The sequence below is a fragment of the Anabaena sp. AL09 genome, from assembly GCF_001672255.1.
In the GTDB taxonomy this organism is placed as follows: domain Bacteria; phylum Cyanobacteriota; class Cyanobacteriia; order Cyanobacteriales; family Nostocaceae; genus Dolichospermum; species Dolichospermum lemmermannii.
In genome coordinates this window covers 13,724-39,655 of the sequence record NZ_LJOQ01000077.1, presented here as the reverse complement: position 1 = coordinate 39,655, position 25,932 = coordinate 13,724, and the positions used below count along the sequence as shown (strand labels likewise).

The following is a 25,932-nucleotide window of genomic DNA, read 5'->3' as shown; positions in this document are numbered from 1 at the left end:
GTGCCGTTTTTCATCCCCTGTCTAAAGCACGAAAGACGGAACTTCGTTCCTGTTTCTCAGGGGCTTTCAAACTTTCCGGGCTATCTTGTAAGTACCTTTTAATTTCAGAGTACCTATACCTTTTTTATCAGAAAAAGTAATTGCTTTTCTGGTTTCAGATAACTTCCAGCCGCTAACTTTATATTCAACTGAGCGGCAATTCTTTTTGAATTTCGGGAAGCCCTTTTTACCCTTAACTTTCTTTTTACAATTGTCGTAAAATCGAGCTATTGTACTCCAAGAACGTTCCGCAGCAGATTGTCTTGCCATTGAATTAAGTTCATCCGCAAAAGGAAATTCAGATGCCAAAATCGCGCAATATTTATTGAGATCATATTTCGTCGCACCTTTGTTATCCATCCAATATCTTAAACATTTGTTTTGGATGAATTGAGATGCACGAATAGCCTCGTCTATTGCGCGATACTGCCTATCTTTTCCTTTAACTTTGAACTCGTAAATTATCATGGTTTCGACCTAAACACCACGAAGCTATGCTAACTCACGAGGCATAATCTTGTCAACAAGAAAACTTTCAGTAGAGGATGAAAGCCTAGTCTCTTATAACCTTTGCGCGTTATTAATAGCTATGTGTACCAATTTTAATGGGTACGACAGGACTCGAACCTGTGACCGTCCGCTTAGAAGGCGGATGCTCTATCCAACTGAGCTACGTACCCATGAAGCCTTCACAATCATAGCTAAAATTGTCTAAATAAGCAAGAGAAAATTAAAAATTTCCTAATTTCATTCAGAGGGAACAGGGAACGGGCAACAGGGAACAGAAAAAACTCATGTTTTTAACCGTTTATTTGCCACAGAGATAACCGGGGTATTACAGAAAAATCAATTTCCCGATATATCTGGCTTTAACTGGCTATTGTCTATCACACAAGTACGTAAATGCCAATTATTTCATCAATTCTGTAAACAATATTACATTCAGAGCATTTACCTAGTTAATCTCTATGAGTAAATCTTACGACAACTCATCTGATCTCAAGCCCACCTACTTAACTACTCAAAACCTTGTTCTTTGCTGTTTTAGCTGGACTGTTTTAGCATTGTTATACTTTTTGTTGTTCAGTGCCAAAATCCCTGACCCAGAGCAAGCAGGAATAGAAGTTCGCGCCCAGAGGTATGTAATTGGTACAAATATTTTTGAAGCTGTGGCTTATTTGGGTGCAAGTCTCTTATGCTGGAGGAACTGGCGGAGTACCCAAATGGTTAGTAGTGGAAAAGTCTGGCTCTCAATCGGGTTAGGAATGTTTGCTTATTTTATAAGTGGACTCGTTTTCGGCTATGTAGAAATCGTCCTAAAACAAGAGCCAGATGTATCTATTGCTGATATATTTTTTGTCCTCACATATTTATGTTTAGGGACTGGTATGGCTTTAGCCTTGCTTTCTCGCCGCATTCATCTAGACCCATGGCAATGGCTAATTGTGGCAGCAGTTGGCGCATTAGGCAGTTTTCTCCCTTGGTTGATTGCTCAAAAAGAGCAAACATCAACTGAACAGATAGCCTTTTTTCTCAACTTGTTTTACATAGTTAGCGATGTGGCATTATTAATTATTGCCACAACTATGCTGCTGGCTTTTTGGGGACGTAAAGTCTCCTTGTCTTGGCGAATGATTGCCGCAGCCGCATTTTCGCTCTACATTGCAGATATGTGCTTTAAATTCGCCCAAAGACCTAATTATCAAAGTGGAGACATACTAGTACCGCAGGGCGGAAGTCAAAAGTCAAAAGTCAAAAGTCAAAAGTCAAAACTAATATACAGTAGGCTTTTTGGCGATTGAATATGGTTGCTTTATTTACACCGTGATGTACTAGAAGTATTCTGGGTGTTTAGTGGAGTGTTATTCGGTCTGGGTGCTGTTCTAGAATACGACGCATCATTGAGTCTTAAAAGCCGAGACCGTGGACGCAAACGAACTTAACAAATTTTGGTGTCTACCGTGAGAAAATTAACAGATTCTGACAAACAAGAAATTCTCAAGCTATATCGAGAAACTGCGGAAACAACCTCGACTTTAGCAGAACGCTATGGTGTGAGTAACTCTACAATTAGCCGTCTGCTTAAAAGTACCTTACCAGAAGAAGAGTACGAATTTCTCGTCTCTTTAAAACGTGCTGCTAGAACCCCTGAAGGCAGAGCGCAGGTAAGTTATGAGCAGTTACCGCTGTTGACCCAACCACCATTGGTAGTAGAGGCTTCTAGCAGCGTCAGCAGTGGTGGGGAGTTATTGAACCCAAAAGTAGAAAAGCCCACAATAGAAGCATTACCAGAACCAGAAGCATTACCAGAAGCATTACCAGAACCAGAACCAGGGAATGATTCTGATTTTGATTTTGATCAACCGATTCCCGCTAATAGACGGGTGAAAACACGCTCCTCAGCAGTGGAAAAACCCAAGCTTCCTGTTATCAAGGAAACTCCTATTGTCAAAGAACTGGAAATTGTTAGACACAAGCCAACGGAAACGCCAATTGTCCCCAAACCAAAGATAGAGGTAGAGGTAGAAACTCGATATTCACAGCCGAATCTGTTTGCGGAAATTCTCGATGAAGATTTGTTGGATGAACCTGATGATTTAGAAGATGACGATTTAGATGATGATTTGTATGAGGATGAGGAGGACTTTGAGGACGAAGACTATGAAGCTCCAAAACCCCTAGTTACTAGACGGGGAAATGGGGAAGTATCTGTACAAGTTTTACCATTGTCAGTCGCTAATTTACCGAAAACTTGCTATTTGGTAATTGATCGTTCTGCGGAGTTAATTACCCGGCCACTCAAGGATTTTGGTGATTTGGGTCTCATTCCTAGTTTGGAAAATCAACAGAAAACACTGCCGATTTTTGATAACCATCGTGTAGCTAAACGCTTTTCTACTAAGCGCGATCGCGTGATTAAAGTTCCCGATAGTCAAATGCTCCATAAAGCTAGTAGCCATTTACAAGCTAAAGGGATTACGCGACTGTTGATTGATGGTCAAGTCTACTCATTGTCTTTGGTCTAAGGCAATGCGAATATTTGCTGGTTGGAGTAGTTAGCTACTCTAACCGCCGCTTGATCAAGGTGGCCTCTGACCATGTTAAAATAAAAATAATATTCATAATTCCGACTGATTTTAAGTAGTTTATTTAGCCAAATAGGTGCTATTAATTGCTTAATTTTAATTTTGTCTACCGCTTTATTCAGAAACGTATCTACCGTAATGGTTAACTCTGCTGCTTCTCCTACGACCAATCGTCAGCCTTCTAAAGTCGAAGGTATCAAAGAAAATAGTAATTTTTTGCGTGAACCTGTAGCGACGGAAATCCTTGAGGACACTACCCACTTTAGTGAAGAAGCAATTCAGATTCTCAAGTTTCACGGTTCTTATCAACAGGATAACCGTGATAACCGCATCAAGGGTCAGGAAAAAGATTATCAAATGATGCTGCGGACAAAAAATCCCGGCGGGTTAGTACCTCCTGAGCTATATTTAGCTTTGGATAAACTGGCTGATGAATATGGTAATCATACCCTCAGAGCTACTACTCGCCAAGGCTTTCAGCTACATGGTATCTTAAAAAAGAACCTGAAAGCGGCGATCGCTACAATTGTTCAAAATCTTGGTTCAACTTTGGGCGCTTGTGGTGACATTAACCGCAACGTTATGGCTCCTCCAGCCCCCTTTAAAAATCGCTCAGAATATCAGTATGCTTGGGAATATGCCCAAAATATCGCTGATTTACTTTCTCCCCAAACCGGTGCTTATTATGAAATTTGGTTAGATGGGGAAAAAGCCATTAGCGCTCAAGAACATCCAGATGTCAAAGCAGCCCGACAAACCAATGGTAATGGTGCAATCGTTCATGATTCTGTAGAACCTATCTATGGAACTCACTATATGCCCCGCAAATTCAAAATTTGTGTCACAGTTCCTGGTGATAATTCCGTTGATTTGTATTCTCAGGATTTGACGTTGGTAGTGATTACCAATAAAAAAGGCGCATTAGCAGGATTTAATATTTTTGCTGGTGGTGGTTTGGGGAGAACTCATAATAAAGAAGAAACCTTTGCCAGAGCCGCTGACCCCATTGGCTATGTAGCCAAAGCTGATGTATATAATCTTGTAAAAGCTATAGTTGCGACACAACGAGATTATGGCGATCGCACGGACAGACGACACGCGAGGTTAAAATACTTAATTAATGATTGGGGTGTAGATAAATTCCGCACTCAAGTCGAAGAATATCTTGGTAAACCCATCGAACCTTTTAAACCTCTGATCCAGTTTAAATATAAAGACTTTTTGGGCTGGAATGAACAAGGCGATGGTAAACTCTTTTTGGGTATTTCCATTGATAACGGGCGTGTGAAAGATGACGGAACATTCCAACTAAAAACCGCTTTGCGGACAATTGTTGAACAATTTAACCTGCCTATTCGGCTCACAGGTAATCAAAACCTGCTATTTTACGATATTGCACCAGAAGATAAAGCAGCAATTCAAGAGATTCTGGATAAATGTGGCGTTGTTGCTGATCCTAGCCAAATAGCAGCATTAACCCGCTATGCTATGGCTTGTCCGGCTTTACCTACTTGCGGTTTAGCAATCACAGAATCGGAAAGAGCCATTCCTGGAATTTTAGAACGAATTCGGGCTTTATTAGATAAATTGGGTTTACAAAATCAGCATTTTGTGGTAAGGATGACTGGTTGCCCTAACGGTTGCGCTCGTCCTTATATGGCAGAATTGGGTTTGGTGGGTAGTGCTGTGGAATCTTATCAAGTATGGTTGGGTGGTTCACCAAATCAAACTCGGTTAGCGCAACCTTTTGTGGAAAGACTGCACCACAATGATCTGGAAAGTTTTCTAGAACCGATTTTTGTCTTCTTTAAAAAGTCGCGGACACCGAAAGAAAGTTTTGGGGATTTTTGCGACAGATTGGGTTTTGATGCAATTAGGGAATTTGTGGCTGATTACACACCAGGAGATCCTACTAGCAGCGGTAAGTCCCGTCACCGCATCAGTCTGCGGGATGATTTTTACGCGCAACTCAAGGAAACGGCGGAAAAGCAAGAACGACCGATGACTGATTTGGTACATGAAGCTTTGGAGGCTTATTTCCAAACTCTGTAGGAATATATTCTCACGCAAAGGCGCAAAGTTGTTTTTGGGGTTTTTGCGTGAGATTTGATTAGTGAAAAGGATGACTAGCAGTGTCAAGTATCGAAAAATCCTCAAATTTAAGAGATTGTCAAAAAGTTTATTGATTGTTATTATATTAATGAGTCCTTTTTTCCACTCTAATTCAATTAACTCTCGAAAATTAACGCTCGAATTATTTGCGTGTGCTTCCACACGAGGGACATTTTTCAACCAAATCTCAAAACACAAATAACACAAATAAGGTAAGAATGGGTGGGAGTGTGCAATCACAAGGATTGCAAAAGGACTTTAAGGAAGCAGCACCAATGGTCAATTCGTAGCATTCACAACCTAACTTTAAGGCTGCGCCTTGAAGAATCACTCAATAGCTGTATTGTAAGTACATACAGTAGTTTAGTGTTATTCACAATTTACCATTCTTGATGGTGGTAGTTTGTGATGGGAGTTGTAATGCACGTAAAAAACCAAAGTTGCAAATCTACAAAATTCGCTTCTCAATTTTTTTCTTTGCAGTTAACTCTCTTCAAGGGCAGTCTCCAGTAAAATTATGGAGAATGTTACCGATGAAAATTCCAAATAGCTATCGCGCAGTAATCGAACCATCCAAGCTGACTGAGTATTTACTAAATACTGAACATAAACGTGGTGGGACAAAAGCGAAATTACTACTCCAATTTGGCTATTCTCCCGACAACTGGCAACAGCTAGAATCAGATATACGTAAGTTTCATTTAACGGTAGATGTTAATCTGATTAAAGAAACTGCTTATGGTACAAGATATGAAATTAGTGCGAATCTATTTACTCCTATCAATAGACCACTTCTTGTCAAGACAGTTTGGCAAATAGATACAGGTAAAGATTTTCCGCGATTGATCACTTTATTTCCTGATTAGCAAGCAATATTGGAGGCTGCAATGAATTTTACCCTTTACTCAGATGTAATTTTATTGCGTGATCTTCCTGAAGAAAATGTATATGCTGGGGACATTGGCACAGTAGTTGAACAACATGATGTTCCCGGACTAGAAACAGGCTACAGTGTTGAATTTTTCGATATGCTGGGCAATACAGTGGCGATTGTAACCTTGCCAATGAGTTACTTTCGCTTACCAAATAGTACAGATAGACCCGCAGTTAGGCTGATGACTCATCCTGCGTAGTCTATTTGTACAAGGGTGTTTTTGCCAGGACTATTGAAAGTTCGGGGAGTCTTAAACCATACTCCTGGATTTTTTTAAACTGTCACTGGTTGACGAACTTCTACCACTTCTCCAGTTAAACTAAAAGCCCGAACTTCGGTAATTTTGACTTTGACTATTTGTCCTTTAAGTTCATTAATATCACCAGTAAAGAACGTAAGCCGATTTCCGCCGGTTCTTCCCATGACTTGATTTGTGTCTTTGGTGTTTTGAGCTTCTACTAATACTTCTTCAATGCGGCCAAAGTAACGTTGCGATCGCTCGGCTGCCTTAATATTAACTAAATGATTCAATCTTTGCAAGCGATCGCTTTTTACCTCTTCACTGAGTTGATTATCCCACAAAGCCGCAGGTGTGCCAGGACGGGGTGAATAAGCCGCAGTATTCACTAAATCAAAACCGATATCTTCCACCAATTTCAAAGTATTTTCAAACTGTGTTTCTGTCTCACCGGGAAAACCCACAATCGCATCAGCACTAATTGACGCATCTGGCATATATCCTCTAATAGTATCAATAATCCGGCGATATCTTTCGTGTGTATAACCCCGTGACATAGCTTTCAAAAGCTCATTGTCACCAGACTGAAAGGGAATATGGAAATGTTCGCATACCTTGGGTAAATCTGCACAAGCTTTAATTAATCTTTCTGTAAAATAACGCGGATGACTCGTGGCAAATCTAATGCGTTCAATGCCCGGTACATCATGTACATAATGAAGTAAATCTGTCAATGTGTGCAGGTGACGACCTTCGGGAGTAGAACCGGGTAAATCTCGTCCATAAGCGTCAATATTTTGACCCAAGAGCGTAATCTCTTTGTACCCTTGTCTCGCTAACTGTTCAATTTCGGATCGAACCGCTTCTGGTGTGCGGGACTGTTCCACACCACGAACGTTAGGAACTACACAATAAGTACAACGTTCGTTACAGCCATAAATGATATTTACCCAAGCTGTGACTTGACTATCCCGACGCGGTTGGGTGATATCTTCAAAAATGTGAACTTCTTCGGTAGCGACAACTTGATTACCTGCAAAAACCGACTCTAGCAAATCTTTCAGACGGTTAGCGTGTTGTGGTCCCATGACTAAATCTAATTCTGGCACCCGTCGCAATAAAGCTGCCCCTTCTTGTTGGGCAACACAACCAGCAACAATCAAAGTTAAATCAGGTTCTTCCTGCTTGCGTTTGGCCTGTCTACCTAAATAAGAATATACCTTTTGTTCCGCATTATCCCGAATGGTGCAGGTGTTGTAAAGGATTAAATCTGCCTGATTTGGGTCTTCTGACCACTCAAAGCCCATGTCCTCTAAGATGCCAGCCATGCGCTCAGAGTCGGCCTTATTCATTTGGCAACCGAAGGTAATAATGTGGTAATGGCGTTTAGTGGTCATTGGGAATTACGCTTAGTTAGTAATGTATATCAAATCTGTTTATTATTCAGTTTACAACTTTTCTGGCAGAAACAGGCTCATTGAACAGAAGTTTCACACCTTTTATATCTATATGGATAATAACAGCTTTCATCACATTTTCCCTAATTTGGTTTGTTCACTACATATATATAGTAGTAATAATCGAAAGTTTATGGCTAACAAAATTATAACCAATCACCAATAAATAATGATCAAAAAATTAAATCTTTTGCAAATTATCTGCATTAATATGGATGATTTGGCAAAGGTATATTCCTTATACAGCAAGATATACAGCTACGATTTATATCATTAATAATCGAAAAATTAAAAAAATATAAATTGCATTTTTACCCGAAAAAAAATGATAGGTTGTATACAGAATTGAATTTCGCTCGGATCTGGAGTAGTCGGATTAGTCTTACTCCAGTTTTTTATCCTCAAATCCCTGATAAACAAGAGTTTTCAGGATAATTTGCAGAAAAGTTGAGTACAGTTGAATATCAAGAAAACCCAATAAAAAGATAGCTGAAATCCTTACAGGTATTGAGTTTGAGATGAGTACAAAGACATCCTGAACCCCTAACTATAAATACTCGTACCCCTCACTATAAATACTCGTACCCCTACCTGAAAAAATCTTTTTTAATTTTTGTATCGTTGCAATGCAAGGATTTAAGGATTTGAGTACAAACATAATAAATCCAATAAGTTCTATCCTTTGCAAACCAAGGGAGGCAAAAAAAGGGACTGCTATAAATCATTTATCGCCAATCACTTAACGCTCCTTAACAAAACCAAGTTAGCAGTCAAAAGTGAGTGGAGGGATGAGATTAGCACCATGTCTAAAATAATTTAGATATTGGCAGTAGTAAAAGCATCTCCCACAGTGGCTCTCAAGTCCACCTCCAACAGCGAAATTCAATGACACTACCTGCTACAGATATTCTCACCTCCGACTTTGAAAATGCCATTATCGCCCCTGCTACATCTGCTGCTTGCGGTTGCGACAGCACCACAACTCCAGAAATGGATGAAAAACTCATAGAACGCATTTCTAAACACCCCTGCTATAGTGAAGAGGCTCATCATCACTATGCACGGATGCACGTTGCCGTTGCTCCAGCTTGCAATATTCAATGTAACTATTGTAACCGCAAGTATGATTGCGCTAACGAAAGTCGTCCTGGAGTAGTGAGTGAATTACTCACACCGGAAGAAGCTGCCCATAAAGTGTTAGTAATTGCCGGAAAAATTCCCCAAATGACTGTGTTGGGAGTTGCCGGTCCTGGTGATCCTTTGGCTAATCCAGAAAAAACTTTTCGGACTTTTGAATTAATTGCCGATAAAGCACCAGATATTAAATTGTGCTTATCTACTAACGGTTTGATGCTGACAGAACATATTGATCGCATCAAGCAATTAAATATAGATCACGTTACTATCACCCTTAATACCATTGACCCCGAAATAGGTGCAGAAATCTATTCTTGGGTTCACTATAAACGCAAACGTTACAGAGGGATTGAAGGGGCAAAAATTCTTCTAGAAAAACAATTGGAAGGATTGCAATCTCTCAAAGAAGCTGATATCTTATGCAAAGTTAATTCCGTAATGATTCCAGGAATTAATGATCAACATTTGGTAGAAGTTAATAAGGCTATTCGGGAGAGAGGCGCATTCTTACACAACATTATGCCGCTAATTTCTGCACCAGAACATGGTACTCATTTCGGTTTAACTGGTCAACGTGGACCAACAGGAAAAGAACTGAAAGAAGTCCAAGACAATTGCTCTGGTAACATGAAAATGATGCGTCACTGTCGCCAGTGTCGAGCCGATGCGGTAGGATTATTAGGAGAAGACCGTAGCCAAGAATTTACTAAAGATAAGTTCATGGAAATGGCTCCAGAATATAACTTTGAAACTCGTCAAGAAGTTCACGAAGGGATTGAGAAATTTAGAGAAGAAATTAAGGCTGCAAAAGATAAAGCATCAACTGGTAAAAAATCTGCTGATAGTCCTAAAATCTTGATTGCAGTAGCAACAAAAGGTGGTGGATTAGTTAACCAACATTTCGGACACGCCAAAGAATTTCAAGTTTATGAAGTTGATGGTAATGAAGTTCGTTTTGTTAGTCACCGCAAGATTGATCAATATTGTCAAGGTGGTTACAGCGAAGCAGCTACCGCAGACAATATAATGAAATCAATTGCAGATTGTAAAGCAGTCTTGGTATCGAAAATAGGCAATTGTCCCAAGGAAAAACTAGAAGCAGCAGGAATCCAAACTGTTGAAGCCTATGACGTAATTGAAAAGGTTGCTTTAGAATTTTACGAGCAATATGTTAAGGCTAATGGGTAATTCAATTTTGGATTTTGGATTTCGGATTTGATAGACTCCAATCTAAAATCCAAAATCTAAAATCTAAAATCTCCGAGGTAAATAATCATGGCTTACGAAATTACTAGCCAGTGTATTTCCTGCAAGTTGTGTTTATCTGTTTGTCCTACCGGTGCAATTCAAGAAGTTGACGGTAATTACTGGATTGACTCGGAACTTTGCACAAATTGCGCTGGTAGTATTCACACCGTGCCTCAATGTAAAGCCAGTTGTCCTACTGTTGATGGTTGCGTTAAACAACCTAGTGATTATTGGGAAAGTTGGTTTGCTACTTACAACCGTGTGAGAGCAAAGTTAACCAATAAGCAAGACTATTGGGAGAATTGGTATAAATCTTATTCCCAAAAGATTGCCCAACAATTGCAAAAGCATCAAGGACAAATAGTTATATAGGTGACAGGTAACAGTTAAGAGGAAATAGGAAATAGAGAATATTTATATTTATCTTTCTTCTGAATTTCTGACTCCTGTAAGGGCGAAGCATTGGGAAAATAGTCTTCGACAAAACCGATAATTTATCGCCCCTGTAAGGGCGAAGCATTCAGAAAATAGTCTTTGACAAAACCGATAATTTATCGCCCCTGTAAGGGCGAAGCATTGGGAAAATAGTCTTGGACAAAACCGGTAATTTATCGCCCGAATGCTTCGCCCCTACTTTATACTTTTATATGGAAAATCATGCAAAATAATTGTATCTATCTTGATAATAATGCCACCACTAAAATAGATCCTCAAGTTGTTGAGGCAATGATGCCTTATTTGACGGACTATTATGCTAATCCTTCTAGTATGCACTCTTTTGGTGGACAACTTGGGAAAGCTGTAAAAATAGCTAGAGAACAAGTTGCTGCTTTACTGGGAGCAGACGAATCAGAAATTGTTTTTACCAGTTGCGGAACTGAGGGCGATAATGCTGCTATTCATGCTGCTTTATTAGCTCAACCAGAAAAACGCCATATCATCACTTCCCAAGTAGAACATCCCGCAGTTTTAAATGTCTGCAAACAATTAGAATCTAAAGGTTATCAAGTTACCTATTTGTCAGTAAATGCTAAGGGACAAATGGATTTGAATGAGTTAGAAGCTTCTCTAACTGGTAATACTGCTTTGGTAACAATGATGTATGCCAATAATGAAACCGGCACGATATTTCCAATTGAAGAAATTGGTGCTATGGTTAAGGAATACGGCGCTCTCTTCCACGTTGATGCAGTGCAAGCGGTAGGCAAAATACCCTTGAATATGAAGACCAGCACCATAGATATGTTAACTATATCTGGTCATAAAATTCATGCTCCTAAAGGTATTGGTGCTTTGTATGTGAGACGTGGGGTTCGTTTCCGTCCTCTCTTAGTTGGTGGACATCAAGAACGAGGACGCAGAGGCGGTACAGAGAATGTTCCCGGAATTATTGCTCTTGGCAAAGCTGCGGAATTGGAACTGTTACATTTAGAAGAAGTATCTCAGAGATTAACAAAGTTGCGCGATTATTTGGAAAAATCTCTTCTAGCTAAAATTCCTAATTGTGAAGTAAATGGTGATATCAAACATAGATTACCAAATACTACAAATATCGGTTTCAAATATATTGAAGGTGAAGCAATTTTGCTCTCTTTAAATAAGTACGGTATTTGTGCTTCTTCTGGTTCTGCTTGTACTTCTGGTTCTCTTGAACCTTCTCATGTTTTACGAGCTATGGGTTTGCCTTATACTACTTTACATGGTTCGATTCGCTTCAGTCTTTCTCGCTACACAACCGAAGCTGAAATTGATCAAGTAATAGCAGTAATGCCGGAAATTGTTGACCGTCTTCGAGCCTTATCTCCCTTCAAAAATGATAATGCTGATTGGTTACAACAACAATCCGTAGGGGCGAAGCATTCGGATGATAAATTATCGGTTTCTCCCAAAGGCTTTTCTCCGAATGCTTCGCCCGTACATTAGTCATTAGTCATTAGTCAGTAGTAAGTAAAAACTGACTGCTGACTAATCAAAAATTACGAATCACCGATCTAAAATCCAAAATCTAAAATTAACTATGTGGGACTACACTGATAAAGTATTAGAGTTATTTTACGATCCCAAAAACCAGGGTGCTATTGAAGAAACTGGCGAAGCTGGTGTGAAACTGGCAACTGGTGAAGTGGGAAGTATTGCTTGTGGTGATGCTTTAAGATTACATTTGAAAGTTGAAGAAGCAACAGATAAAATTCTCGATGCTCGGTTTCAAACTTTTGGTTGTACCAGTGCGATTGCTTCTTCGAGCGCTTTAACTGAAATGGTTAAAGGTCTGACTTTAGATGAAGCTTTGGGTGTGACAAATAAGGAAATCGCTGATTATTTAGGTGGTTTACCTCAAGAGAAAATGCACTGTTCTGTTATGGGTCAAGAGGCTTTAGAAGCTGCGATTTATAATTATCGTGGCATTGCTTTAGAGGCACATGACGATGAAGAAGGTGTCCTCATCTGTAGTTGTTTTGGGATAACTGATGCTAAGATAAAGAAAGCAGTTGCACAAAACAATCTCTTCAGTGCAGAGCAAGTAACAAATTATGTAAAAGCTGGTGGCGGATGCGGTTCTTGTTTAACGAAGATTGATGATATAATAAGAGAAGTAAAGCAGGAAGCCGCCAACAAAAATCTCTACAGATACAAGGCAAATGCTAAAACAGAAATTCCCAGTTCAGAGCCACAAAAACCATTAACTACAGTTCAAAAAATTGCTCTGATTCAAAAAGTATTAGATGAAGAAGTCCGACCTGTTTTAATCGCCGACGGGGGAGATGTAGAACTTTATGATGTTGAAGGCGATAAGATTAAAGTCATTCTTAAAGGTGCTTGCGGTTCATGTTCTAGCAGCACAGCCACTTTAAAGATTGCGATTGAAGCGAGATTACGCGATCGCATCAGTAAAGAAATTATTGTCGAAGCAGTTTAGTAAACAACAGCTAATAGTCAGGGTTTAGCAGTGCTAAACCCCTACAACTGACAAAGAAAAAATCCTTACAACCTCATAAATACCATGAACAAAACCAAATTGTCTGTAGAGCGATCGCCTCCATAGATAGCGACGTTCTACAAACGCTCACCGCCGTAGAACTTTGGCCGTGAGAACCAGACAAAACCACCAATTAACTAATTCTAGGAAACACGAACAATGACTGAAGAAAAAATTAGACAGATAGCTTTCTACGGCAAGGGCGGTATCGGTAAATCTACCACTTCTCAAAATACTTTAGCCGCTATGGCTGAAATGGGTCAACGCATCATGATCGTAGGTTGCGATCCTAAAGCTGACTCTACCCGTTTGATGCTTCACTCCAAGGCTCAAACAACCGTTCTTCACTTGGCTGCTGAAAGAGGATCTGTTGAAGACCTAGAACTTCATGAAGTAATGCTCAAAGGTTTCCGCGACGTTAAATGCGTGGAATCCGGTGGTCCAGAACCCGGTGTAGGTTGCGCCGGTCGTGGTATTATCACCGCTATTAACTTCCTAGAAGAAAACGGTGCTTACACAGACTTAGATTTCGTATCTTACGACGTATTGGGTGACGTTGTATGTGGTGGTTTTGCTATGCCTATCCGTGAAGATTAAGCTATTTTGTCTGGGGTTTTTGTTAATACTATTGGTTGGGAATTTTGATTTTTTTATGCCCTATTTTTGCCCTGGGAAATTTTTGGGAAATGGGGTTTTTGTTTTGTTTTTTTCTTTTGTTTACCCTATTTTGTCCCTAGCGTCAAGAGAGATACATAATTTTTGATAGATGTGTTACTGATTGGTATTTTGGGAAGTTCGATGAAAATACCAGAAAATTATTTGATGTATTTGGATGTTATCTAGAAAATTTCTGGACAAAACCCATAAATATATGTATAATAATGTATCGTAATTAATTTGTGATTAATATAGAACTTTAATCATAACATCAAAAAAATCCATCTCATTTAGAGACTAAGGATATTGCCTTGAAGTTATCGGTGGTTGTTCTAGGTTGCTTAGGGTATTTAACTTAAATATTACCGGGGGGATAAGGATTTGAATAAACCTGCGAAACACAGCCAAAATACCGAACGACTTGCACGTTCCCTTCAGCCAAAAGATATTTATAATTGGTTGATGACAGTCGGATATTTTCCTGAATCTTATGTACTACCTCCCTGCTTTTACGTAGGTAAGCATCCCACTTACGGAAAATATTTTACTCCTAATACCAGGAAATATAAACCAAAAATAGCTCAGTTATGTGAGTTGCACTTCCCAAAATCAGATTTAACCGATAGAACTTTCAGTATTATTGATCCAGAAATTCATAATGATATAGCTTTTGAATTGGCTAACAATTGGGATCAAGTATTAGATATTCTCTTTCATCCACAGAAATGGATTTACTCATACAGTTTTCCTATACCGGTAGACGGATCGAATCTAGGTTCTTTAAGCAAATTGCGTTCAGGTAGAATGATATACGAGTATATTGAGATGGCTGAGAATGATTTAGTTGAGGAAGCTTATAGATATAAGTATTTAATTAGAACTGACATTAAGAATTTCTATCCATCTGTTTATACACATAGTATTGCTTGGGCATTTCACACAAAATCATTGATTAGAACTGGTAATAATCGTTATGATGATACTTTCCTGGGTAATAGACTGGATAAGTTATTTCAAAGTTCTAATGATGGATGTACTAATGGTTTATCAATAGGCCCAGCCGTTTCAGATTTAATTAGTGAGGCTATTCTTTCAGCAATTGATTTGGAAGTATCTCAAACGGTGAAAGAGCTTGATATTCTTGCCGTTAGATTCAAGGATGATTACAGATTTTTATGTAAATCAAAAAATGATTGTAAGATTGTTATAAAATCATTACAAAAACAACTAAAAGAGTATAATCTTCTTCTAAATGAAGATAAAACTGGTATATACGAGTTACCTGAAGGGCTTTTTCGTGAGTGGGTTTCAAAATACCATCAAATTCGACCACCCAAAGGTAAAAATCTTGATTTTAAAGAATTCAAGGAATTATACTTAGGTGTTCTACGTATTGACAAAGAAAATCCCGGTACAGGAGTAATAGACAGATTTATTTCCGATATTCTCAACAAGAAATATAAGCCTATTATTCCTGTAGATACACCCACTTTGAATAAGACAATTAGCTTACTGTTACTACTTGGAGAACGTAGAGTCAAGACTTTTCCAAAAATATTAGGTGTTATAGAGGCTATGATGATTCAATCTAATAATTCAAACTCTAAATATTTAATTGAAAAACATTTAAACCTACTACTTCAAGAATTAAGAAAAAATTGGGAAGAAAATAAATATTTGATATCATGGACATTATATTTCTTGAAAAGTAATAGTCTGAGAGTGTCAATAAGACAAAAATTTAATCATCCTGTTGTTGAATCAATTAAATCCAATAAGAGTAGAATCTTTACAAGTTGTAGTGATTTTAAGCTATATAGAAGAATATCAACTACCCAAAAAGCTGGGAGCTTGTCTTACCATCTTGATGTATTTAAACGATAAAAGTAGTTTGATGTATGAGCGATCGCATTTCCGGTGTTTTTGGTTATGAGAGCGATCGCTTTTCGGGTATTGTGGGTTTTGAGAGCGATAGCGAAGCGCTCCGTAGGAATCGCATTTCTGATGTTTTGGATTGAGATAGCGATCGCTTCTACTAAAAACGGTATAATACTTTTATTCTCAAGGATAATACTCATGGAAATCCAAGAACTTAAAGCAATAATCAAAGAAAGCATCCGCGAAGTTTTGCGAGAAGAAAGAATGTTACTTTGTCAAGTCCTCATACCCTATGTAAGTGACGAAGAACAAGAAGAACTAGATGAAATATTTGGTTCACCATCAGATTATCAAGATGAAGAATTAGTTGATATGACAGAGTGGGTGAAAAATGGCCATAAAATTTCGTAAGAATGCTATTAAGTTTTTAGAAAAGGCAAATCTTGAAGATGTTGAGAAAATCCAGGAAAAAATATCTCAACTTCTAGCTTTTGTCGAAGAACAAGCCATTATCCCCTTTACAGAACTTGATATTAAAAAAATGAAAGGAGATTGGGAAGGATTTTATAGATTACGTATTGGTAAAATCAGAATAGTTTTCACAGCTAATACCCAATCTGGTGAAGTTGAAATTTTCACAATTGGTGCAAGAGGAGATGTTTATAAATAAAAGTTTTTAAATTAATAAAGATGTGCATTGTGGGGATGCGATAGCGTTCGCGGTAGCGTCCCGGAGGGAACTAGCGCTCCGTAGGAATCACATTTAGTGTGTCCAAGTAAGTGATTTAATGCTTTAATTAGGATTAAGGATATAACTTTGAGAACTTTTATCAATTCAAAGATAAGGAGATAAAGATGCAAATTGCAGTCAAGCCAGATCAAGAAAAATACATTCTTGAAAAACTACAACAAGGTAAATATAAAAGCATTGACGAGTTATTATCCATAGCTTTTCAACTTTTAGAACAACATGATGAAAAAGAAAATCAACTCAGTGAATTAAGGCGAAAAATTGCTGAAGGAACAGAGCAAATTCGTCAAGGTGAAGTAATAGAAGGTGAATTAGTTTTTCAACAACTACCACAAAAGTTAAAATATGACTAAATTACTAAGAAATCAGGGTTTTTCAAATGCACATTATTACTCGTAAACGACTAAATGAATTTGCTAAACTTTATCCAGATACAAAAAATGCTCTATCTCAGTGGTATCAATTAATAAAGGAAAATGAATTTATCTCATTTGTAGAACTCCGTCAAATATTTCCATCAGCAGATCAAGTTGGTAAATTGACAGTTTTTAATATTGGTGGTAACAAAGTTAGACTAATTGCAGCAATTCATTATAACCGCCAAAAAATCTATATCCGTGCTGTGCTAACACATTCAGAATATGATGAAGGAAAGTGGAAAGAATAATGCAAACTTTAAACTTTGAAAAAACCATTAATGCTTGGTCATCCATTGCCGAAAATGTCTTTGTTCCTCACACAGAACAGGAATATGAACACTTAGTTGATATACTAGATTCTCTGATAGATCAAGTTGGTGAAGATGAAAACCATCCCCTTGCTTCACTCATGGAAGTCATCGGAGTTTTAATTGAAAACTATGAAAATGAACATATTCCTGAACTAGAGGATATAGATTAACTATTGGGAAGTAATTTTTAATTGCTGAATTACCCGCCATTTTGCATCATCCAAACTAACATACCCAAAATTTCTTCCACAGGTGGGAGAGCATAATCCATCAAATCAATAGTGACAAGATCATTTTCCAACTTCAGAAAACGCCATTGTGTACCACTACTAATTACACCATAAATAACGCTAAGAGAATTATTTTTAGCAGCATTAAATCTTTGCGCGGCCACCATCTCTGCAATACATTGTCCAAACCCAGTTCTTAAATCAGCCTTTTTTGCCTCAACAAACACAATTACCGGGGCTTCAATTTCTAAAACTTCAGGAGAACGACTTAATAAAAAATCACACATTCCATTAAGTCCAACTGACTCATCAACTGTAAAATCTTCACCGGAAAATAAGCTAATTTGCCGATTTAAAATCTTTCTTACTTCTAATAAAACTGGGTAAATAATTCCTTCAGAACGAGCTTTTTCACTAGCAGAAGAAGAAATTGGTATACTTTCTTCAAGATATGCCTTGAGTGTAGCAGATGGTTCAATTTTTTCAATAGCAGGAATAAAACGCCCACCTTCCTGAGTTTTTAACCCAAAAGCTTCTTTAACCTTACCAATAGATGTAAATTGACTATAAGACATATCTTATAACATTCCTAGTTTTATAAAATTACTCTTTGCGCCTCTGCGTGAGGCTAACTCTTATCCTAACTCAATTTTTATCAAACTGTGTCCCATCTGCAACCTCAATCTTTCATTGTCAATTCTCAACCTCTCATTTTCCTGTTCCAATCTAATTACAATATCTTGTAAATCTTCAACTTTTGATTTTTTCTTAATTGCTTCCTCAATTGCCACCTTGCGATTTTCCAAACTAAACCACTTTTGATAAATAGATGTGTGCATATTCACAGAATGACCCAAATTATCAGCAGCAGCTTTAATAGGAATCCCCATCAAATGCGCTCGAATTGCCCAACCATGCCGCAAATCATAGGGTTGAAAAGGAATCCCCACAAATCTAAACCATCTGTCTGTACCATGTCGCGCAGAGTTGATTTCTCGACTGGTGACTTTATCTTTAATTTTTGCTTTTAATAATTCAATTGCTTCGGTATCCGTGGTTAAATTAAAAGTTTCTACCCAACGGGGATATAATGGTAAAGCTTCCCTTTCTCCCGTTTTACATTCCTCATTTACGCGCCATGTATTCATGACATTATCTGATGATAACCACCAATTTAAATCAGGATTAACAAAAATTTCAATCGGTCTTAATCCATAGGTTGCTAACATCCCATAAACCCATCTCCACAATTTCCAATTATTTCTATCTTCCCTAGTTGTTAATTTACTAGAACGATTAATAGCATAATTTTCAAACTTGAGATATTCTTGTTCTATGTCTGCATCAGTGGGTATATCACGTTTACGTTGAGAAATAGCCTTGATTTTTAAATTACTTAATTCTGGAACTTCTAAACCAGAACATTTACATAAAACCCTAATTACCTTAATTAATTCATTTTTTACACTATCCGAAGATGGGCAAAATTTTACAGCATCAATAAAATTGGCATCTATAGCTAGTTTATCCTTTGGCAAATGTTTGTTAGCAATATAAAAATAACTATTAAAAGTATTGTTACTTTTGAGAGTCCGTTTCCTAGTTTGGAAATAATTGTTTTCAAAATCAGAAACCAACTCTCCCATTGTGATAAATTTCGCTTTAAATCTAGTTTTGCCTAAATATTTATCAGTCCAAATAAATTGTTTTCTGGCAATTAATTTTCCCAACTCATTAGCTTCTTCTTCTGCCGTATTTAAACCATCAAAACTAAAGGGAATACCCAAAGAAATATCATATTGCTTTGTGCCGCTACCGTTTTTATCAATATCACCTGGTTTAATAGGTAAAGTAGTTCTCAACTGTAATGAATTGCCGGATTTTCTCACAGAAACACTCACCCTAGCGGCTCTTAGTCTAGCATTAATTGCCTTTAATTCTGTGGTCAGTTTTGCCGTTAAGTGATTTTCTTGATTTTCTACTGCTTGCATTCTGCCTAAATATCCCCCGTCGGTAATAGCTGTTTGGTGAAAATCGGCAAATGCTTCCTGTGTTCTGTCCATACCCTAGATTTACCCTAATAAAAAAACTGTTCACTCCAGACAATGATTGCGGCAAACATAGTTGAAAATGAACATTTTCCGGCTTTTAAAATTATCTTATTACTCTTTTCCGTGAAGGTAAAGCACAAGAAATCTACATCGTTACATCAGGTGAAATGATGGCGATGTATGCTGCAAACAACATCGCTCGTGGTGTACTTAAATATGCTCACTCCGGTGGAGTTCGTTTAGGTGGTTTGATCTGTAACAGCCGTAACACAGACCGAGAAATCGAATTAATTGAAACCTTGGCTGCACGTTTGAACACTCAAATGATTCACTTCGTTCCCCGCGACAATATAGTTCAACACGCTGAACTACGTCGGATGACAGTGAACGAGTATGCACCAGAAAGCAAACAAGCTAACGAATACCGCGCACTAGCTAAGAAGATCATCAACAACACTAACCTCACCATCCCTACACCTATCGAAATGGAAGAGTTGGAAGAATTGTTGATTGAGTTCGGTATTCTTGAAAGCGAAGAAAATGCTGCAAAATTAGTTGGTAAAACAGCATAATTCACTGCTAAGAAAGAATTTTCTAGTACCAGGAAAAAGGCAGAGAGCAGCACATCAAAAGCTCTCACCTTTGACCAACATTTCCCTATCGCTACAGGGGACTTCATGTCCCCAAACACCTCATCCCTATTTCCGTTCCTTTAGGAGCAAGAGAGATTAACAATGACTTCGACCGACGACAAGAAGATTGTTGAACAAAGAAAAGAACTAGTTAAAGAAGTTCTCAAAGCTTACCCCGAAAAAGCTGCTAAAAAGCGTGAGAAGCATTTAAACGTATTTGAAGAAGGTAAGGCTGATTGTGGTGTTAAATCTAACATCAAATCCTTACCTGGTGTAATGACCGCTCGTGGTTGTGCTTACGCAGGTTCTAAAGGTGTGGTTTGGGGTCCTATTAAGGACATGATCCACATCAGTCACGGTCCTGTTGGTTGCGGTTACTGGTCTTGGTCTGGTCGTCGTAACTACTACTTAGGTACAACAGGTATTGATACCTTTGGTACTATGCACTTCACCTCCGACTTCCAAGAACGCGACATCGTGTTTGGTGGTGACAAGAAACTGACTAAATTAATTGAAGAATTAGATGTATTATTCCCCCTAAACCGTGGGGTTTCTATTCAATCTGAATGTCCTATCGGTCTAATCGGGGATGACATCGAAGCAGTAGCTAGAAACACATCCAAAACCATCGGTAAGCCAGTTATTCCTGTTCGTTGCGAAGGTTTCCGTGGTGTGTCTCAGTCTTTAGGACACCACATCGCTAACGACATGATTCGTGACTGGGTATTCCCCAGAGCAGACAAGGCTAAGAAAGACGGTACATTGAAGTTTGAAGGCACTCCTTATGATGTAGCCATCATTGGTGACTATAACATCGGTGGTGATGCTTGGGCGAGCCGTATCCTTTTAGAAGAAATTGGTTTGCGCGTTGTTGCTCAATGGTCTGGTGACGGTACAATCAACGAAATGTTGATGACCCCCAACGTGAAGATGAACCTCATCCACTGTTACCGCTCGATGAACTACATCAGCCGTCACATGGAAGAAGCTTATGGTATACCCTGGTTAGAATATAACTTCTTTGGTCCTACCAAGATTGCAGCTTCCTTACGTGAAATTGCTTCTAAGTTTGACGCAAAGATCCAAGCAAATGCTGAGAAAGTAATTGCTAAATACCAACCTACCATGGATGCGATCGTTGGTAAATATCGCCCCCGTTTGGAAGGTAAGACTGTAGCAATGATGGTTGGTGGTTTACGTCCCCGTCACGTTGTTCCCGCTTTCCAAGATTTGGGAATGAAGATGATTGGTACAGGTTATGAGTTCGCTCACAGTGACGACTATAAACGTACTACCAACTACATCGAAAACGGAACTATCGTTTATGACGACGTTACCGCTTACGAATTTGAAGAATTCATCAAAGCATTGAAGCCAGACTTAGTTGCTTCTGGTGTGAAAGAGAAGTATGTTTTCCAAAAAATGGGTCTTCCTTTCCGTCAAATGCACTCTTGGGATTACTCCGAACTTGATTATGTTGGTGGAAAGGTGCGTTAGTTTAAGGTTTTTTGGTTGGGGAATTAAGAGAGTTTAATTTTTAGACTAAATGTATTTAATTATGTTCTATAATAACATTGTTTGTGGATAACTGCAAGTAGTAAAGGTCTGATTTTATCTGATTTTAAGATGGTTGTGAATTTATGATGTTTGGTGATTTGGTTAAATTTGATCACTTTTTGTGGGTTGTTTTTTTAGCCTAAATTTATCTATAACACAATCAGAAATATGTCAGACAAAAAATGTTATTATATTAACCAAGTTTACTTTTTTTGAATATGCTGGATTTGAATGATTTTGATATTGCCCAATATGCAGGAAATAAAGCCCTAGATGAGTTGTATAAAGCATATCGTATATATATTGAACCTATATCAAAGGCTTTGGCTAATAATAACATCCATGTTGTTTCTTATGATTTCAAAGAAAATCATGATATAGACATTTTATCCTCAAACCTAACAGTACGAGATATTGATGTAGATTCTTCTGATCCTATAAATGCTTTACACTGGAGTAGTTATCTTACGGCTTTACGTGAAGCAGAGGCTAAATACTGCATTAATGCAGTAATATTTTTTCAAATTAAGATGGAATCGGTGATCAATGACGTTATTGAAGAAAATTTATCCGAATTATCTTTCTATAGAAAGTGGAATCAATTTTTAAAGTCGCATAATGCAACACAAGAAGAATTAGATCATTTCAATAGATACTGTGACAACATCTATAGAAAAATGCGTAATACAACCATTCATGCTAAACAAAGGTTTGGGATCATAAATGCAGAATTGTTTAGATTTCCTTATGTTCATAAATATATAAAATTCGGTTGGTATTCGTTTGTTTTCTTGCTTAATAAAACCAATGGATTGAATATGAATTATGAAGATAACTGGTTACAAATATGTCAATCTATTCATCGAATTCCTGCAAACATATCGGAAGAAGATTTTTGTGATATGAGTATATTGTCAGAAAAAATGTCCAAAAAGCATTATGATTATATAAATCAGAACTTATAGGTGGTTTTAACAAACGAGCGTTGAAAGCACAAAGGATAAAATCTTTAGTGGGTAGCTTAGTTTAAGCAACAGCGTAACACAATATCTTCTCAAAACAGTCATCATTAATAATCAATTACATCCTGTAAATCCTAAAATCCTGGATATCCTGATTCTGACAAATGCTACAATTAATAAACCATCAAAAGGAGTAAACAAAATGGCAACTAAAATCAATATTAATCCAGATATTTGCAACGGACGACCTATTATTGCTAACACTCGAATTCCTGTACAAACGATTATGGAGTTTTTAGGTGCCGGTGATTCCATCGAGGAAATCCTGGAAGAGTACCCCACTCTGAAACGAGAAGATATTTATGCTTGTATCCAATTTGCTGCAAAGTTAATGGCGAACCACTATGAAGTGAGAAAAATCGCATGAATGGATTTTTATTTGATGAAAATCTTCCTATTAAAATCCAATTTACTCCATCTTTGCCCATCATCCATGTTTCAATTTTAGGTGACAGTCCAAATGATAGCCAAATTTGGGAGTATGCGAAGGAAAAAGAATTGGTCATTGTTACTAAAGATGCAGATTTTTCAGATCGGCTGATGGTTGATTTGTTCCCACCTAAAATAGTACATCTGCGTTTTGGGAATATGCGAAAACGTGAATTTCACTTATTTCTAGCTCAGGTTTGGACAGAGATTGAAATGTTAGTGATTGATCACAAGTTAATTAATGTTTATTTAGATCAGATAGAAGCATTTAGATAATTGGGGGATTTTACATGAAAATAGTGATGTGCGGAGAAACCTCCGCACTAATCCTTGATTTTATTCGTGGATAGTCACTTTGATCATTTTAACTGGAGTTTTGGGGCGATCGCAGAACAATAATCATCAATTAAATCCTGTAAATCCTTATATCCTGGATATCCTGATTCTGACAATCAATGCTACAATAAACAAATAATTACTTGCTATCATATTATGATGATTACTCAAGCACTGAAATTACAACTAAACATCTCAGAGAAGTTATTATTAAGTAAACCGACACAATTTATTTGAGGTAAACCTTATGCTACAACTACAGATTAAATCCGATTCTCCTGATCTTGAAATTGTACAAAACCTAGTTAAAGCAGCCATTGAATCAGAGATTAAAAGCCTGCAACGTTCACTAGCAAAAACTAACAAATTGTTAATGGAGTTTGAAACAAAATATCAAATTTCATCCGAGTTTTTCTTCACTCATTGGACAGCAGAAGACCTGGAAGGAGGGGACGAAGAATATGTCAGTTGGTATGGAGAGATAAAAATAAAGAAAAAATTAACTAATTCTCTACAAAAATTAGAAGCAATAGAATATGTTACTCAACAATTACCAAGCTAATATCATTTCCGTTATTCAAAAATATGTGAATGACGGATGGATTCTATCCTTTAATTTTTCAGTAGATACTAGATCAAATTATGTTGGTTTTATCCAGGGAAATTTAGAATTTTTACAAGGATCACGGCTATTCTTCAAAGAATATGTTGATCTCCAAGAATCAGTGGACAAACTGTCTTATTCATTTCATTATCAAGATCATGAAAATAACTTAATATTTCGCTATGATAATGCAAAACACAAACCTGATTTGGGTTATGCAGATCATAAGCATATTCAAGATCAAATCGTCCCATCTAAAATTCCAGATATTGAGCAAGTAATTTTAGAAATTATCACTGATCACTTAAATAATATAAAATGATAAGTAAAATTCTGTAAATCCTAAAATCCTGGATATCCTGATAGCGAAGCGTGGCGTTAGCCATTTCTGACAATTAATGCTACAATAAGCAAATAATTACTTGGTATCATATCATGATGATTACTCAAGCACTGGAATTACAAACTAACACATTAGAAGATATATCAGAAGATATCATTTTCCCACCCAGTGACCTATATAGTGATGAACCTCCCGTGGAAACAGAACTACATTTACGTCAAATTATTCTTCTTTTCAAATGTTTAGAATGGTTATGGAAAGACAGAACTGATTTTTATGCTGTCGGAAATCTGAGTATTTACTATAGTCCTCATCAAAAAAAATCAGAAGACGTTAGAGGTCCAGATTTTTTCGTAGTTTTAGGAACAGAACGAAAAACTAGAAAAAGTTGGGTAGTGTGGGAAGAAAATGGCAAATATCCTCATGTCATTGTCGAAATTCTTTCACCAACCACAGCTAAAACTGATAGAGAAACTAAAAAACTACTTTATCAAGATACTTTCCGTACACCTGATTATTTTTGGTTTGATCCTTATACATTGGAATTTGCAGGATTTAATTTAATCAGTGGCAAATATCAACCCTTAAAACCTAATGAAAAAGGACATTTATGGAGTGAAGAATTGGGGTTATATTTAGGGATTTATGAAGGTTTATTAAGATATTTTACATCATCAGGAGTTTTAGTTCCTACACCGGAAGAAAGCGCAGAGATGGAAGCTACAAGAGCAGCAATGGAAGCAGAAAAAGCGAAAATATCAAATAAAAAATCCCAAAGGTTAGCCGCAAAATTGAGAGAGTTAAATATTGATCCAGATACAATTTAACGAAATCTAAAATCAAATTGTGTTTATTTTAATGACCCCAACTTTGTATATTAGGAGCAGTATTTTATGCTAATCATGACAATTAAAGATGTAGAACAAGTCCAAACCGCTTTTAGTGAAGCCGGTTTAGATTACGATGTTGAATTAACAAACGGGAGAATTTCTATCGTGGGTCCATCGGATATTGTATCTAGTGAAGTTGGTATTCTTTTTAGTCGGCTATTAGCTAATTGGGTTTATCCTCGTCGTTTAGGAAGAGTATTTGATTCTGCTGGTGGTTTCATTTTACCTGATAGCAACCTCACCGCACCAGATGTTTCTTTTGTTCGGGCTGCACGTCTGCGTCAAAGTCCCCGTTATTTTGGCGAACTTGTGCCAGATTTAGTAGTAGAAATTAAATCTCAAAGTGATAGAATTAAACCTTTAGTTACTAAAATTCTCAACTTGATCAAATTAGGTGCTGTGATGGGAATTTTAATTGATCCTGATGAGGAAACTGTTACAGTTTATCGTCATCAAGGTAAACCAACTATTTTAAATAATGGCGATATTTTAACTTTACCAGAACTTTTTCCAGGTTGGGAATTAGCTATTTCTGAATTGTGGCCTCCTATTTTTACTGAAGAAGAAATAGAGGGTTAGGTTGTTTTATTGGAT

27 protein-coding genes, 1 tRNA gene and 3 pseudogenes are annotated in these 25,932 nt (G+C 37.4%); 25 read left to right on the top strand and 6 right to left on the bottom strand.

Features of this window, described 5'->3' with window-relative positions; translation table 11 throughout:
- Positions 1-87 precede the first annotated feature (87 nt).
- A pseudogene (locus tag AN490_RS14550) lies at positions 88-507 on the bottom strand (RNA-guided endonuclease TnpB family protein); the annotation flags it as partial.
- A 138-nt stretch (positions 508-645) separates the two neighbouring features.
- Positions 646-719: transfer RNA gene (locus AN490_RS14545), tRNA-Arg, on the bottom strand.
- A gap of 288 nt (positions 720-1,007) precedes the next feature.
- Between AN490_RS14545 and AN490_RS14540 the strand changes: the two genes are divergently transcribed.
- From AN490_RS14540 to AN490_RS14520, 5 genes are all read left to right on the top strand, one after another.
- Positions 1,008-1,841: a hypothetical protein gene (locus tag AN490_RS14540; RefSeq protein WP_300004594.1), complete on the top strand. Its 834-nt coding sequence runs from the start codon at positions 1,008-1,010 to the stop codon at positions 1,839-1,841.
- 159 nt (positions 1,842-2,000) lie between these two features.
- The gene (locus AN490_RS14535) at positions 2,001-3,065 is read left to right on the top strand and encodes a transposase (protein WP_300004592.1); all 1,065 of its coding nucleotides are present in this window, start codon (positions 2,001-2,003) and stop codon (positions 3,063-3,065) included.
- Between the two features lie 198 nt (positions 3,066-3,263).
- The gene (gene sir, locus AN490_RS14530; RefSeq protein WP_300004590.1) at positions 3,264-5,177 is read left to right on the top strand and encodes a sulfite reductase, ferredoxin dependent; all 1,914 of its coding nucleotides are present in this window, start codon (positions 3,264-3,266) and stop codon (positions 5,175-5,177) included.
- A 593-nt stretch (positions 5,178-5,770) separates the two neighbouring features.
- Complete coding sequence (locus tag AN490_RS14525; RefSeq protein WP_300004589.1) at positions 5,771-6,103, top strand: DUF6883 domain-containing protein; 333 nt, start codon at positions 5,771-5,773, stop codon at positions 6,101-6,103.
- Positions 6,104-6,124: 21 nt separating this feature from the next.
- Positions 6,125-6,370, top strand: coding sequence for a DUF4926 domain-containing protein (locus AN490_RS14520; protein WP_300004587.1), 246 nt, complete (start codon positions 6,125-6,127; stop codon positions 6,368-6,370).
- A gap of 74 nt (positions 6,371-6,444) precedes the next feature.
- Here AN490_RS14520 and miaB read toward each other — a convergent pair whose 3' ends face one another.
- Complete coding sequence (gene miaB, locus AN490_RS14515) at positions 6,445-7,806, bottom strand: tRNA (N6-isopentenyl adenosine(37)-C2)-methylthiotransferase MiaB (RefSeq protein ID WP_300004585.1); 1,362 nt, start codon at positions 7,804-7,806, stop codon at positions 6,445-6,447.
- Positions 7,807-8,751: 945 nt separating this feature from the next.
- Here miaB and nifB point away from each other — a divergent pair.
- The 6 genes and pseudogenes from nifB (at position 8,752) to AN490_RS14485 (ending at position 15,769) form a co-directional block, all read left to right on the top strand.
- The gene (gene nifB / locus AN490_RS14510) at positions 8,752-10,191 is read left to right on the top strand and encodes a nitrogenase cofactor biosynthesis protein NifB (protein WP_300004583.1); all 1,440 of its coding nucleotides are present in this window, start codon (positions 8,752-8,754) and stop codon (positions 10,189-10,191) included.
- Between the two features lie 87 nt (positions 10,192-10,278).
- A complete protein-coding gene (locus AN490_RS14505; RefSeq protein WP_213716564.1) occupies positions 10,279-10,623 on the top strand; it encodes a 4Fe-4S binding protein in 345 nt (114 codons plus the stop codon).
- A gap of 285 nt (positions 10,624-10,908) precedes the next feature.
- The gene (gene nifS, locus AN490_RS14500) at positions 10,909-12,174 is read left to right on the top strand and encodes a cysteine desulfurase NifS (RefSeq protein ID WP_300004580.1); all 1,266 of its coding nucleotides are present in this window, start codon (positions 10,909-10,911) and stop codon (positions 12,172-12,174) included.
- A gap of 94 nt (positions 12,175-12,268) precedes the next feature.
- Positions 12,269-13,168: a Fe-S cluster assembly protein NifU gene (gene nifU, locus AN490_RS14495; protein ID WP_300004577.1), complete on the top strand. Its 900-nt coding sequence runs from the start codon at positions 12,269-12,271 to the stop codon at positions 13,166-13,168.
- 219 nt (positions 13,169-13,387) lie between these two features.
- Positions 13,388-13,819 (top strand): annotated as a pseudogene (locus AN490_RS14490) (AAA family ATPase); the annotation flags it as partial.
- 447 nt (positions 13,820-14,266) lie between these two features.
- Positions 14,267-15,769 carry an RNA-directed DNA polymerase gene (locus tag AN490_RS14485; protein ID WP_300004574.1) on the top strand — a complete coding sequence of 501 codons (1,503 nt, stop codon included), beginning with the start codon at positions 14,267-14,269 and terminating at the stop codon, positions 15,767-15,769.
- Here the strand turns inward: AN490_RS14485 and AN490_RS14480 are convergent.
- On the bottom strand, positions 15,742-15,963 hold the full coding sequence (locus AN490_RS14480) for a hypothetical protein (protein ID WP_300004571.1): 222 nt from the start codon (positions 15,961-15,963) through the stop codon (positions 15,742-15,744). The two genes, AN490_RS14485 and AN490_RS14480, sit on opposite strands and share 28 nt — an antisense overlap.
- On the opposite strand from AN490_RS14480, the gene AN490_RS14475 reads away from it, so the two are divergent.
- The 5 genes from AN490_RS14475 (at position 15,962) to AN490_RS14455 (ending at position 17,414) form a co-directional block, all read left to right on the top strand.
- A complete protein-coding gene (locus tag AN490_RS14475) occupies positions 15,962-16,174 on the top strand; it encodes a hypothetical protein (RefSeq protein WP_096665337.1) in 213 nt (70 codons plus the stop codon). The two genes, AN490_RS14480 and AN490_RS14475, sit on opposite strands and share 2 nt — an antisense overlap.
- Positions 16,155-16,433, top strand: coding sequence for a type II toxin-antitoxin system RelE/ParE family toxin (locus tag AN490_RS14470; RefSeq protein WP_300004564.1), 279 nt, complete (start codon positions 16,155-16,157; stop codon positions 16,431-16,433). The genes AN490_RS14475 and AN490_RS14470 overlap by 20 nt, the downstream gene beginning before the upstream one ends.
- Positions 16,434-16,618: 185 nt before the next feature.
- Positions 16,619-16,867: a type II toxin-antitoxin system ParD family antitoxin gene (locus tag AN490_RS14465; protein ID WP_190382216.1), complete on the top strand. Its 249-nt coding sequence runs from the start codon at positions 16,619-16,621 to the stop codon at positions 16,865-16,867.
- A gap of 26 nt (positions 16,868-16,893) precedes the next feature.
- The gene (locus tag AN490_RS14460; protein WP_300004557.1) at positions 16,894-17,181 is read left to right on the top strand and encodes a type II toxin-antitoxin system HigB family toxin; all 288 of its coding nucleotides are present in this window, start codon (positions 16,894-16,896) and stop codon (positions 17,179-17,181) included.
- Positions 17,181-17,414 (top strand): hypothetical protein, encoded by a 234-nt coding sequence (locus tag AN490_RS14455; protein ID WP_015081302.1) that lies wholly within the window; start codon positions 17,181-17,183, stop codon positions 17,412-17,414. Before AN490_RS14460 ends, AN490_RS14455 begins: the two co-directional genes overlap by 1 nt.
- 29 nt (positions 17,415-17,443) lie before the next feature.
- Here AN490_RS14455 and AN490_RS14450 read toward each other — a convergent pair whose 3' ends face one another.
- Together AN490_RS14450 and AN490_RS14445 are read right to left on the bottom strand one after the other, a co-directional pair.
- Positions 17,444-18,049 (bottom strand): hypothetical protein, encoded by a 606-nt coding sequence (locus tag AN490_RS14450; RefSeq protein ID WP_300004554.1) that lies wholly within the window; start codon positions 18,047-18,049, stop codon positions 17,444-17,446.
- A 60-nt stretch (positions 18,050-18,109) separates the two neighbouring features.
- Positions 18,110-19,537 carry an integrase gene (locus AN490_RS14445; protein ID WP_300004550.1) on the bottom strand — a complete coding sequence of 476 codons (1,428 nt, stop codon included), beginning with the start codon at positions 19,535-19,537 and terminating at the stop codon, positions 18,110-18,112.
- 110 nt (positions 19,538-19,647) lie between these two features.
- On the opposite strand from AN490_RS14445, the pseudogene nifH reads away from it, so the two are divergent.
- The 9 genes and pseudogenes from nifH to AN490_RS14400 all read left to right on the top strand — a co-directional run.
- Positions 19,648-20,097, top strand: a pseudogene (nifH, locus tag AN490_RS14440) (nitrogenase reductase); the annotation flags it as partial.
- A 162-nt stretch (positions 20,098-20,259) separates the two neighbouring features.
- Complete coding sequence (nifD, locus tag AN490_RS14435; RefSeq protein WP_300004546.1) at positions 20,260-21,654, top strand: nitrogenase molybdenum-iron protein alpha chain; 1,395 nt, start codon at positions 20,260-20,262, stop codon at positions 21,652-21,654.
- 278 nt (positions 21,655-21,932) lie between these two features.
- Positions 21,933-22,679: a hypothetical protein gene (locus AN490_RS14430; protein ID WP_300004543.1), complete on the top strand. Its 747-nt coding sequence runs from the start codon at positions 21,933-21,935 to the stop codon at positions 22,677-22,679.
- A 199-nt stretch (positions 22,680-22,878) separates the two neighbouring features.
- On the top strand, positions 22,879-23,103 hold the full coding sequence (locus tag AN490_RS14425) for a DUF433 domain-containing protein (RefSeq protein ID WP_300004540.1): 225 nt from the start codon (positions 22,879-22,881) through the stop codon (positions 23,101-23,103).
- Positions 23,100-23,441 carry a DUF5615 family PIN-like protein gene (locus tag AN490_RS14420; protein WP_300004536.1) on the top strand — a complete coding sequence of 114 codons (342 nt, stop codon included), beginning with the start codon at positions 23,100-23,102 and terminating at the stop codon, positions 23,439-23,441. The genes AN490_RS14425 and AN490_RS14420 overlap by 4 nt, the downstream gene beginning before the upstream one ends.
- A 307-nt stretch (positions 23,442-23,748) precedes the next feature.
- Complete coding sequence (locus AN490_RS14415) at positions 23,749-24,063, top strand: hypothetical protein (protein WP_271820786.1); 315 nt, start codon at positions 23,749-23,751, stop codon at positions 24,061-24,063.
- On the top strand, positions 24,038-24,427 hold the full coding sequence (locus AN490_RS14410; protein WP_300004530.1) for a DUF6516 family protein: 390 nt from the start codon (positions 24,038-24,040) through the stop codon (positions 24,425-24,427). The genes AN490_RS14415 and AN490_RS14410 overlap by 26 nt, the downstream gene beginning before the upstream one ends.
- Positions 24,428-24,540: 113 nt before the next feature.
- The gene (locus tag AN490_RS14405) at positions 24,541-25,275 is read left to right on the top strand and encodes a Uma2 family endonuclease (RefSeq protein ID WP_300004527.1); all 735 of its coding nucleotides are present in this window, start codon (positions 24,541-24,543) and stop codon (positions 25,273-25,275) included.
- A 66-nt stretch (positions 25,276-25,341) separates the two neighbouring features.
- Complete coding sequence (locus AN490_RS14400; protein WP_300004524.1) at positions 25,342-25,917, top strand: Uma2 family endonuclease; 576 nt, start codon at positions 25,342-25,344, stop codon at positions 25,915-25,917.
- Positions 25,918-25,932: the final 15 nt, after the last annotated feature.